Raw genomic sequence first — 12,658 nt, forward strand, 5'->3', positions numbered from 1 at the left:
AGGCAAAAAAATATTGTCCATTTTAAAAAAAGAGGCTAAGATGAAGAAACAGACCAAAGCCATAAGAATTCAGGCAGAGCGTTCACAAAATCGTGAACATTCAGTGCCTTTGTACCTAACATCGAGTTTTACCTTTGATGATGTAGAGCAAGGAAGAGCCATTTTTGCCGAAGAAATGGAAGGCAATATCTATTCTCGTTATATGAATCCGAATGTGGATGAATTTGTAGAGAAAATGTGTATGCTCGAAAATACCGAAGATGGACTAGCATTTGCCTCGGGAATGGCAGCCAACTTTGCGGCTATGGCGGCTTTGTTACAACAAGGTGACCACGTGGTAGCTTCTAAAGCCTTGTTTGGTTCGGCTATTCAGATTTTGAGCAAGATTACACCAAAATGGGGCATTACATGTACTTATGTAGATGGGCACGATTTGGAGGAATGGGAAAAGGCTATTCAGCCCAATACTAAGTTTTTGTTTTGCGAAAGCCCTTCAAATCCAGGCTTAGATTTGATTGATTTAGAGGCTATTGCTCAGTTGAAGGCAAAATATAATTTGATTTTGGCGGTAGACAACTGTTTTGCTACTCCAGTTATTCAAACACCTGCCGATTGGGGTGCTGATTTGGTGATTCATTCGGCTACAAAATATATCGACGGACAAGGTCGTGTATTGGGTGGGGTAGTATGTGGTCGTGCCGATTTGATTAAAGAAATTAGATTCTTTGCTCGTCATACAGGCCCATCAATGTCGCCTTTCAATGCGTGGATTATGTCGAAAAGCTTAGAGTTGATTCATTTGCGTATGGAAAAACATTCTGATAATGCGATGAAATTAGCTACAGCTTTGGAAGGAAACGAAGCTCTTAATTTTGTAAAATATCCATTTTTAACTTCGCACCCTCAATATGAATTGGCTAAAAAGCAAATGAAAATGGGTGGAGCTATTATGACAATGGATGTAAAAGGTGGCTTTGCGGTAGTAAACGAAATGTCGAAGCATTTGAAAATTGCCTCTATTTCTCCTAACCTTGGCGATACTCGTACCATTATTACACACCCAGCTTCAACAACTCACTCAAAACTCAGCAAAGAACAACGTGCCGAAGTAGGAATTACCGACGGCTTGGTGCGTATTGCGGTAGGTTTGGAGGCTGTAGAAGACCTCATCGCCGATTTTGAGCAAGCTTTGGCCAAAGCCTTGGCTACTACTTTGGAAAGTGCAGAGGCTTAATATTTGATTTACAACACATTGTGCCATAGTATCCTAGATACCTTGTGCCTTTTAGTACTATAAGATATGTTGATTGCACTGTTGATTTGCCTCGGATTAGTATTGACCAACGTTGTGATTGGTGTATATGCCGAGCGAAAGGTATCGGCTTTTATGCAAGACCGCCTTGGCCCTATGGTAGTAGGGAAATACGGTTCGTTACAGTTGTTTGCAGACTTGGTGAAGTTGCTGCTAAAAGAGGATATTATACCAAAGCTAACCGATAAATGGTTGTTTTTGATGGCTCCATGTATCATTTTTGTAGCTATTTTTGCAGGGTTTGCGGTTATTCCACTGGGGCCAGGTCAGTATTTGCAAGGGTCGCAGGCCGAAATAGGAGTCTTTTATTTGTTGGCCATTGTGTCGATTGATATTATTGGTATTTTGATGGCTGGCTGGTCGTCAAACAATAAGTATTCATTGTTAGGGGCTATGCGTTCGGTGGCTCAAATTGTATCGTACGAAATACCCTTGGGGCTATCGGTATTGTGTGTAGTAATGATTTCGCAGACCCTTAATTTACAGGAAATTAGCTTACAACAAGGTATTTATTCAGAACAAACTAACTACCTTTTTGGGCTCAAATTTTTGCATATAGATGTAAGTCAAGTAGGAGGTTTTTTGACTTGGAATATTTTTAGAGTACCTTTTTTTCTAGGGGTATTTATTATATTCTTTATTGCATCCTTGGCCGAATGTAACCGTGCTCCCTTCGATTTGCCAGAAGCCGAATCCGAATTGGTGGGTGGTTTTCATACCGAATATTCGGGAATGCGATGGGCATTGGTATTTTTGTCGGAATATGCTATGATGTTGTTGGTGAGTATATTGGGTGTTATTTTGTTTTTAGGAGGTTGGAATTCCCCCTTTCCTAATATTGGCCCTGTACAGCTAGCTACTTGGACTTCTGGCGAACTAGATTCTTGGTCTGGGGCTATTTGGGGAGCTTTTTGGCTATTGACAAAATCGTATGTTTTGATATTTGTTCAGATGTGGATTCGCTGGACTTACCCTCGTTTGCGTGTAGACCAGTTGATGTATCTTACTTGGAAAGTACTAACGCCTTTTGCTATAGGGGCAATATTCCTATCGGCTATTTGGCGTTTGCTGATGATATAGTTACATCCTAGTATGGTAATATCAAAAAAAGCGGTCAGGAATTGTTTCTCGACCGCTTTTTTGATGAAATTTGGAGGATAATCGCAATGCTAAAATTGTAGCTTTAGTGTCCACCACTACCAGATAAGAAATTGCCATAACCTACAATAAATACCGAAATAATTACGGTAATAATACCTCCAATAATGGTTTTGTAAGTTTTGGTTGAAACACCCTTCCATTCGTTGAAATAAATACCCCAAAGGTTAGAAACAATAATAATACAAGCCATGTGTAAAATCCAAGAACTAGCACCATTACCGAGCTTGCTTTCGCCCATTCCATAGAAAAAGAACTGCAAAAACCAAGTAACTCCAGCAATAGCCGAGAAAATATAGTTACGCTTTAATGGTGCTTTTTTATTGTTATAATCGCCAAATGTTTTGTTACGGGTATTGAGGAGCATGCACCAAATAAAATTGGTGGTAAACCCTCCCCAAAGTACTACTACAAATATAACATTGTTTTGAAATAGAGGATTGCAGCCATTGGCCAAGGCGGCTTCGGCCATCGGCTTTCCTGCTTCGATCCCAAAGTTGAAGCAAGCACTCAGAATTCCTGATACAGTAGCTACAACCAAGCCTTTCCATAAATCAAATTCTTTGATACTTTCTTTTTTCTGCTCTTCCGACAAATCACCTTCTTTGAATGTACCTGCTTTTCCGCATATCATAATACCTAATAAACACACCCCAACGCCCAATAATACAACATTGCCACCTATATTTTGTAACATACTACTAAAAGTACCCGTTGTATTGTTGGTGGCCAAATCACGATAAATAGGAGGGACTAAAGCCCCAAAAGCTGAACAAAATCCTAAGACTATCGACATTCCCAATGACATTCCGAGGTAACGCATCGTTAATCCGAAGGTTAAACCACCAATCCCCCAAAGAATTCCCAGTAGATACGTCCAAAAAAGAATGGTTGTATCGGTATTCAAAATGATATTCATAAAATCGGGAATTGTCAAATAGGCGGCTGTAAATGGAGCAATCAGCCAAGAAAAAATACCGCCAACAATCCAGTAACTTTCCCATGACCAACCTTGTACTTTTTTGTAGGGAATATAGAAGCTACCCGATGCAACGCCTCCAATAAAGTGATAAAGAACTCCGAAAATAACTTGCATTGATATGATGGTTGATTTAGGAATGGATGATAAGTTTATCGTAAAACTACTTTTCCCATTCTGATAAACCGTCATGAGGTATCATGTATTTGTACAATTTTTTTACTTAATGATGCAATTTTTTGTGAGTTTGGCGTAAAATGGATTTGCTCAATTGTCAAAGTCAATATGTTGGCTATTGCTAACTGCTATACTTGATTGATTTTGGGTGAAAATAGCAATATCTTTTCCTTTCCAGTTTGAGGCGTATTCGATATTGCCTGCATATTGGGCAGCAATATGAATATGCTGTAAATCAAAGTTTTGTAGGATAGATTCTTTTAAGCCACTGGCCGAAATCCCCTTTTTTGCTCCTACAACTTCTATATTACTTAAATAAATATTCTTGAATATAGGAATCCCCAAGCTAGCAGGCTCTACTTTGGTAAGCATGGTTTTCCAGTGAGCGGGTAGTGTTTCCCACTGATAGCCTTCGGGTAAGGTAGAATAGCTATAAGATGGATTCCAGTTCATGGTAACCTCAATGGCAGTGCCAACTTTGGTCATTTTGATTTGCTCGAAGTGAATATCTTCTATTACGCCTCCGCGTGTGGTTGCCGATTTGAGGCGAATACCCACCCCAGTACCTTCTGCCGATAGGTTTCTGGCTAGAATATGTCTAATACCGCCGGAGGTTTCGCTACCAAGCGTAATGAGGCCGCCGCCTGCCCTTGATATACATTGTTGAATTAATACATATTCGGTAACACGATTAACCCGTAGGCCATCGGCATCTCGTCCTGATTTTAAGCAAAAGTTATCGTCGTTACAATCAATGTCACAGTGCTGAACCAATACCCAGCTTGACGAATCTATGTCGATACCGTCGGTGCTTGGCCCATGACCATTTACGTTGTTTCTGATGATGATACCATCGGCAGTAATATGGGTAGAGTACAAAATATGGACAGTCCAAAAGCCTGCTTCTTGGAGGGTAATATCTTTGATACTAATATCTGAGGCATTGGCAATCAGAACGGTTCTGGGGCGTTTACAATCATAATCAACAATCCAACGAAGGTTCTTTTTTTCGTAATCTTTTCGCATAGACCAGTATTTGTCCCAAAAGATTTTGCCTTGGGCATTTACCAAGCCTTTGCCTGTAATGGCAGCATTTTTTTGTCCCAAAATATTGATTAAAGCGGCTGGCCATTTCATTTCTATACCAGCAACACGGGTATCTATTTCTGGATAATCGTTTAAATCGGTACTTCCTCGTAGTTCAACACCTGCTGCTATTTCGAGGTTTACGCCCGATTTGATAAACAACGAACCCGAAAGATAAACCCCTTTTTCAAAACGAACGATACCTCCGCCTTGCTGGGCACAAATATCAATAGCTTGCTGGATAGCTTTAGTACAAACCTCCGAGCCATCGTTGGCTACACCGAACTTATTTACCCAAATTACCTTTTTACTTTTGGGAAAGTTTTTGGCCCCAACCTTTTTTGTCCAATTTTGTGTATCAGAGGATACGTTACTAAAAAAAGATAGAAAACTAATAATAGAAACTAGCATCAATTGCATGGATAGCATTGTATTTGAGAGTGATAATTATGCGTATAAAGGAAACTATTCGATTTCTAAAACAACTGGGCTGAGCAAACCCGATGGTTCGGGTTGCCATTGTGCAGGTTCTAGGGCTTTGTATTGAATATCGACTATATTAATATCATGAAATTTTTTCCAGTTATGCGATTGCTTGTCGATATACCGCATACGGTTGGCCGATAGGTTTTTAACGTCTATTTCAATAGTATTTTCGGTTTTTAAAATCTCAGAAGGAACAGCCAGCCTAAAAGGTAAACACCATGCTGTACCGATTATTTTTCCGTTGATTTTTACAGTAGCCGATTCTCGAACGTTCCCCAAATTAAGCCAAATAGGTTGGTTTTGTGCCTTTTTTGTCCATTTAAACGTATTGCTGTAGCGTGCTGTCCCAGTAAAATAGCCATTGGTGCTATCGCCACGGCTTGTCCATGATTCAAGCTTTTGGGTACTGTACGAAGCAGGACGAAAAGGTTGTCCTTCCAAAAAATCGACCTGCCAAGGGCCGTCAATCACAAGCGTTTGTTGGGCAGGTAGATTGGAGTCTATCCATTTTGCTCCCTGATGTGCCTGTTTAAATGTTTGGATAAACAAACTTTGCCCAGCCAGTAGTTTAATATTGATACTAATGGTGTTAGCGTCAATGCGTTTGAATGGAACAAACCCTTTGCGGTTGTTGACAGCATCAAATAACTCTACTGCTTGTGCATTTGTTTTGAGCATAATATTGCCATGTTGAAATTTTTGGTCAAAATTACTGATGAAATATAAAGTTCCGTTGGCATTTGTTTTGCGGATAAAAGAGATACCCAATTGAGGCAAAACCTCATTTCGTACCCCATTTTTGGCGAGTACTTCGGGGAGCTTTTCTAGTGGTATTGTGGCTTTGTCTTGGGTGAAGGCCTTTAGGGCAAGCTCCTTTTTTTCCCAGTCCAGAAATCCTGCAATATGTTGGGGTAACCCTTCAGCAAAGATGATTTTTGCTCTTTTTTGTTGAAGCCTCTGTAAGGCTTGTAAGGTTTCAAAAGGCAAATAGGCTGTTTGTGGAATTATAATTGTTTTGTAAGCAAGCCCCCCCTCACTAATAATTTGGCCCTTGGTATTTACATGAGCTTTGGTAATTTGAAGGTCAGAGATATAATCAAAACCTACCCCGTTTTGCTGTAAAAGCTTAGCTAGTTTTCCGAATGAATTAGAAAAAAGTAATTCTTGAGCGTTGGCATGAACACTCAATAAATGAACATGTTCTTTGCCGCCTGTATCGTGCCAAATATCATGAATTGGAAAGTACAATAGTACCTCGTTGTCGGCCGAGGCTGTTTGCAGAAGCTCCTGACAGCGAGTTACATAGCTATTGAGCCAATGAAATTCGTTCCAAAAATGGCTTTGTTGATTGAAGTTGGTAGAAGCATAAAATAACCAACCAGGGTAGGTGTCTTGTGGAGGAGAATAAGGAATGCCATGATAAAAAATATGATTAATACCAGAGGTAAACGACTCATCGACAATAGGTTTTACTTGCGATAGCGATACTTTGAAGTGGTTGGCCAGCCATGTGGCGGTTTCGGAAGATACCAGTTTTTTGCCAGTTGTATTAGCCGACGACGTAGCAAACTTAATAACTAAGGGGTCGGGTGTGCCAAAGCGACTTACTTCAAAATCGGGGTCTCTTCTGAAAAAAGGAATACCAAATGCTTTTGTACCAAAATACTCAGTTTCGGGAATATCCGATAAGGCATATAAATCTAACATATTTCCTGGCGAGCCGTGGGCTTCGTTGCGGGTAATCTTGCCCATTTTTTTGCAGGCATCATTCCAAGTAGCCGTAAAGGCATCACGACACAAATCGGCAATCGTGGCGTTATAATCGCCCCAAATACGCTGTTCTGTACTAGAATTTGTTTCAGTTTTGGCCAATACATCAAGGTGTTTTGCCAAATCGTATCCTCGTCTTTGCTGAAATTCTTCTAAAAAATTATTCGTCCAGTTAGCTCCATAAACCTCATACGAGTCGTTATAAAGAGCTCTAAGTGGATACTGAGTACCTGAAAAGGTAGCTTGAAAAGGGGCTAAATAGTGACGTAATGCCTTTGTATTGAAGTGGTCGAGTACCAAGCCTTCGCCACCTGGAGCAGCACGTTTTACTTTTTGCATGGTTGGTAGTATCTCTAATTGATATTGCCCATTGATTAGTTTTACCTGAAATTTCTTGGCAGCATCTTCTAGGCTTACTTCTTTTCCACCAAAAGGCCATCCTGTACCCATCGTAAGGTCGATACCCATGCCAAGTTTACGAGCTTCGGCTATTGTAAAGGCGAGTCGCTCTTTCCATAAAGGACTCATGAAAGGGATATTGTTTTGTTCATTGCCTTTTACACCATAAATCGGGATAATATGTAGCCCCCCAAGACCCGCACTGGCGTAGTCTTTCAGATTTTGACGGATACCTTCTTCTGTAACTGCACTGCCCATCCACCACCAATAAGCCCAAGGCTTGGCAGTAGAAATGGAAGTTTTTTGACCCAACATCCCTGTTAGTCCTACTAGAAAAAAGCACAAAGCAAGGACGACTTTTTTTACTAAAATCATGATTTTGAAGATAATGTTTTTGGCTTGAATAAAGGTTTTTGTTTTTCCAGTTTTTAGTATAAAAATTTCAAGTTACATAGATACGCCAAATACTTTTACAGAGTATCCTGTGGCGTGCTGTTTGGTTGTAGAGGATGAATTTTCCAAAAGTTACCATTCAATAAATAAATTGTGACTTAGTAATAGTGATATTATGCTATCGCACTGATTTTTATTATCCTTGCGAAGTAATTCGCCATAATATCAATACTTGTTATCGCTCATCATTAATCAATATGCCAGATGAAAAAAAATCTACTGTTCTGCTTTTATTTTTTTATTAGCTTTTGGGGACATAGCCAGTCTCAAATAGCACAAAACCTCCAAAAGATACAAGCCGAAAAAACGGCAGTGTCGTTAAATCCCTTCGTTGTATATAATTCGCCAACAGCCCAACTGAAAGCAGTTCTGAAATCGGAATGGAAGCCCTCTTTTTTACAAATGGATACCAATATTCTGGAAAAAAGCCTTGCTGCTAGTCCCGAATTACTTACATTGACATTGCCTGCTACTGCCGATTCGACAGTATTACTAGACCTAATGAAGGTAGAATTATTTGCCAGTGATTTTAAACTAACAACCCAAGAAGGTAAGGCTATTCCAATGAATAGAGGATTGCATTATCAAGGGGTTATCCGAGGAGCAAGGCAGTCGCTAGTAGCAATAAGTATTATAGACGGTGAGTTGTCGGGGGTGATTGCCCATGAAAAAGGAAATAGCCTTGTAGAACAAGTAAGAGGAAGTACTAATCTTTATGCTGTTTTTGATGAGAGGGCTCTTACAGAACCAAGACCTACATTTAATTGTGGTGTACAAGATGAAGGTCGAGCCTTGAATACTTCCGAAGTATTGCCTGTTAGTAGTATAGGCTGCAAAGTGGTAGGCTTATTTTTTGAGGCAGATTATCACATGTATCAAACCAACGGCTCAAGTGTAACCAATGTGGCTAATTATGTAGCCAGAATGTTTAACCAAGTCGCTTTGTTATACAATAACGAAAATTTGGCCATAAGAATCAACGAGCTTACAGTATGGACAGTTAGCGACCCTTATGTAGGCTATACGAGTACTTCGAGCCTGCTATCGGCTTATCGTTCAACACGAAGAAACTTCAATGGCCAGCTTGCCCATTTGCTATCTACAAGAGATTTGGGAGGAGGAATTGCCTTCCTTGATGTTCTGTGTAGTACAACCTCCAATTATGCAGTGAGTGCTAATTTAGGTTTATTTGGAACGTTCCCTAATTATTCATGGCCCGTGAATGTAGTGGCTCATGAAATGGGGCATAATTTTGGTTCACCACATACCCATAGCTGTACATGGCCAGGAGGGGCTATCGACAACTGTGGTATTCGAGCAGGCTATTCAGAAGGTTCATGTACTGGGCCTACACCTACCAATGGAGGTACAGTTATGAGTTATTGCCATTTGTTGAGTGATGTCGGTATAAAGTTCTTGAATGGATTTGGGGAATTGCCCGGCAACCTGATGAGGAACAGGGTGTCTTCTAAAAGCTGTTTTGTTATTAGTAACGATACCCCAACTAGCTTGTCTGTCGAGAGTGTAGGAGCTACCAATGCTACATTAACATGGGTCTCTACATCGGGTAGTACCTCTTTTACGGCTCAATATCGCCCAACAGGAACAACCAATTGGACAACAACGGGTACTATTTTGGGGGTTAGAACAAAACTTACAGGGCTAAATGCCGATGTCGTTTACGAATGGCGAGTAAAAGGCGAGTGTGGCGATACCTATTCGGCTATTGCTACATTTCGTACTGGCCAAGGGGTATATTGTACACCAACTTACTATTATAATGGCTGTGATTATGGTATAGGAATCAGTAGTGTTACGATTAATGGTAATGTTGTGTCGTCTAATAGTGGCTGTAGCACAAACTACTATAGGTTTTTTAATACACCAGAAGTTAGTTTATGTCGAGGAAATAACACTTTTCAACTAGATTTATTGGGTTATTATAATGGTCAACAAATAGCTATCTGGATTGATTTTAATAATGATTATGAGTTTTCAGATGCCGAAGTAATCTATGCTACTACTTCCGCTCAAAGAAGTGCAATTGTTGCCTCGTTTTCGATACCTAATAACGTTACGGCTGGACTAAAACGCATGAGAATTCGGAATCAGTTTAGTAATAAGGTTACTGATCCATGTGGTACATTAGGGTATGGCGAAACAGAAGATTATGTCGTCAATATTATTCCTACTCCTGTTATTTCAGCTTCAGGCAATACTACAATTTGTCGTGGTTCAAATCTTACCTTAACAGCCCAAGGTTGTACAGCCTATCGATGGTCAAATAACCAAACCACTGCAAGTATTACAGTGAGCCCTACGACCAATACTACCTTTACGGCTCAGTGTACCAATGCTACATGTCAAAGCCCTATTAGCAATGCTATTGCTGTAACCGTCAATGCTGTACCAGAGGCTCCTTCTATTGCGGCTGAATATTGTTCTGGACCAAAACTAGATAGTGATAAATTGTTTGGAGGCACATTGGCCGACTCTTTGCGAGATATGCTGGTTACTAGTACTAATCAATATTTATTTGCGGGGGCTTCTTTGTCAGCCAATAATGGTGATAAATCTGAAAATTCGCGTGGGGCTAACGATTTTTGGGTAGTTAAAACCGATAGTACTTTTCAAAAAATCTGGGATAAACGCTTTGGCGGTACTGGTGAAGATTTTCTGACAAGTATTACCCAAACTTCTAATAATGAATATCTATTGGCTGGTTCTTCGTTGTCGGGACTCAATGGCGACAAATCGCAGGCTTCTCAGGGGGGCTTAGATTATTGGCTCGTGAAAACCAATAGCAGTGGTACAAAAATTTGGGACAAACGCTTTGGCGGTACAGCCAGTGATTCTTTACAAAAGGTACTTCAATCGGGGGCAAGAACTTGGCTACTAGGTTCTTCTAATTCTGGAATTGGGGGCGACAAATCGCAGGTATCTTTAGGACAAAAAGACTATTGGGTAATCAAAATAGACAATAATGGTCAGAAGATTCTGGATAAAACTATCGGGGGAACATCTCAAGACGAATTAGCTGCTGCATTGGTATCGTTGAATGGACAGCTGGTATTGGTTGGGAAGTCGCTTTCGGGTATTGGAGGCCATAAAACGCAAGATTCGAGAGGTGCTAGCGATTTTTGGGTAGTTAAGTTGGACAGCAATGGTACAAAAATTTGGGATAAGCGTTTTGGCGGAACGGCTCAGGATATTCCTACAAGTGTAGTAACAAGTGCCGATGGAGGCTTTGTAATAGGGGGCTATTCGGCTTCAGCCCTTAATGGCGACAAGTCGGAGGCTTCAAGAGGAGGTTTTGACTATTGGGTTGTAAAAATAGATAGTGCTGGTACAAAAATCTGGGATAAGCGTTTTGGAGGGTCTGGAAATGATTATTTGAGTAGTATTGCTGTTGCATCCGATGGTGGTTTTGTTTTGACGGGAAGCTCAGATTCGCCTATTAGTGGCGACAAATCGCAGGGTAGCAAAGGGCTTACAGACTATTGGCTCGTAAAAATAGATGCCAATGGCACTAAAATTTGGGATATTGCTTTGGGTGGCTCAGGTAACGATAATGCCTATACTATTGTTACAACAAAAGAAAATGATTTTGTTGTTGGTGGTGCTTCTGCATCATCACTTTCTGGCGATAAGTCGGAAGCAAGTAAAGGGTTGTCAGATTTTTGGTTACTCAAAATCAAAGACTGCCATGCTAGTACGGGGTCTATTTGTGAGGGAATGAGCCTAAAACTTGTTTCAAATGGTTGTAATGGAGTGGTAAACTGGTCGGTAGGAGGCACAGGGCTTACTAAAATTGTGACTCCCAATACCAATACCACTTTTACCGCTACCTGTACAGAAGCCTCTTGTGTAAGTGCTAGTAGTAGTGGGTATGGCATAACCGTAAACAATTCGATGTATAGTGTAGCTTCGGGTAATTGGCAGAACGTTGCTGTGTGGTCGTGTGGCAGACTTCCCGTTGTAACCGACGATGTTACCGTAAGCCAAGGACATACCGTAGAGGTATTGAACAACAAAGCTGCGGCAAAGAATATTATCCAAATAGGAAACGTATTATTTACCAATAGCGGTAAGCTACAAATAAAGGGAAGTATAGATTAGTGATTTTATTTAGTGAATGAGTGATTTAGTGATTTTTTTGAAAAAAAGTTAGTATTTGAGGAACTCAAAATATTGAGATGGCGTTCGGCCTATTCACTCATTCACTCATTCACTCATTCACTCATTCACTCATTCACTCATTCACTCATTCACTCATTCACTCATTCACTCATTCACTCATTCACTCATTCACTCATTCACTCATTCACTCATTCACTCATTCACTCATTCACTCATTCACTCATTCACTCATTCACTCATTCACTCATTCACTCATTCACTCATTCACTCATTCACTCATTCACTCATTCACTCATCTATGCCTTTTTCAAAAAGCATGCTTTCAAAACAATACTCATTTTATCTACACGACAATCTACCTCTTCAGGGTCGTCGGTCAATTTAATATTTTTGACAACTTTGCCCCTCTTCAATGTAATAGAAGAGCCCTTTACCTTTAAGTCTTTGATTAAAACTACTGAATCGCCATCGTTTAGTAATGTTCCGTTACTGTCTTTTACTTCCATGATATATGTTTTTGGGGAATAAACCCTTGTGTGGATAATTGGGTCAAAAAATTTTGCAAAGATAACTTTATTCCAAGAATATAGAATGGTGTTGCTTTAAATCGCCCTGATTTAACCACAAAAATGATTTTTATCATTTTTGTGCAAAAGTGAAAAATATTGTTAGAAAAGAATTTCTTCACTCTTGTAAAT

7 protein-coding genes are annotated in these 12,658 nt (G+C 40.1%); 3 read left to right on the forward strand and 4 right to left on the reverse strand.

The genetic code is table 11. From position 1 onward, the window contains the following. Positions 1-40 precede the first annotated feature (40 nt). Both FLEMA_RS0109510 and FLEMA_RS0109515 read left to right on the forward strand, forming a co-directional pair. A complete protein-coding gene (locus FLEMA_RS0109510) occupies positions 41-1,234 on the forward strand; it encodes a trans-sulfuration enzyme family protein (protein WP_026995271.1) in 1,194 nt (397 codons plus the stop codon). 66 nt (positions 1,235-1,300) lie between these two features. Beyond that, positions 1,301-2,392, forward strand: a complete 1,092-nt coding sequence (locus FLEMA_RS0109515; protein ID WP_026995272.1) for a complex I subunit 1/NuoH family protein — start codon at positions 1,301-1,303, stop codon at positions 2,390-2,392. A gap of 103 nt (positions 2,393-2,495) precedes the next feature. On the opposite strand, the gene rhaT is transcribed toward FLEMA_RS0109515, so the two are convergent. The 3 genes from rhaT to FLEMA_RS0109530 all read right to left on the reverse strand — a co-directional run bounded on the left by rhaT (position 2,496) and on the right by FLEMA_RS0109530 (position 7,742). After that, positions 2,496-3,566, reverse strand: a complete 1,071-nt coding sequence (rhaT, locus tag FLEMA_RS0109520) for an L-rhamnose/proton symporter RhaT (RefSeq protein ID WP_026995273.1) — start codon at positions 3,564-3,566, stop codon at positions 2,496-2,498. Between the two features lie 150 nt (positions 3,567-3,716). Further along, positions 3,717-5,132 (reverse strand): glycoside hydrolase family 28 protein, encoded by a 1,416-nt coding sequence (locus FLEMA_RS68075; RefSeq protein ID WP_229359403.1) that lies wholly within the window; start codon positions 5,130-5,132, stop codon positions 3,717-3,719. Between the two features lie 45 nt (positions 5,133-5,177). After that, a complete protein-coding gene (locus tag FLEMA_RS0109530; RefSeq protein ID WP_081681293.1) occupies positions 5,178-7,742 on the reverse strand; it encodes a glycosyl hydrolase in 2,565 nt (854 codons plus the stop codon). Between the two features lie 282 nt (positions 7,743-8,024). On the opposite strand from FLEMA_RS0109530, the gene FLEMA_RS0109535 reads away from it, so the two are divergent. Beyond that, on the forward strand, positions 8,025-11,939 hold the full coding sequence (locus FLEMA_RS0109535) for a M12 family metallo-peptidase (protein WP_026995275.1): 3,915 nt from the start codon (positions 8,025-8,027) through the stop codon (positions 11,937-11,939). A 317-nt stretch (positions 11,940-12,256) separates the two neighbouring features. Here FLEMA_RS0109535 and FLEMA_RS0109540 read toward each other — a convergent pair whose 3' ends face one another. Further along, a complete protein-coding gene (locus FLEMA_RS0109540) occupies positions 12,257-12,466 on the reverse strand; it encodes an alkylphosphonate utilization protein (RefSeq protein WP_026995276.1) in 210 nt (69 codons plus the stop codon). Positions 12,467-12,658: the final 192 nt, after the last annotated feature.

This window comes from Flectobacillus major DSM 103, assembly GCF_000427405.1.
GTDB classification, from domain to species: domain Bacteria; phylum Bacteroidota; class Bacteroidia; order Cytophagales; family Spirosomataceae; genus Flectobacillus; species Flectobacillus major.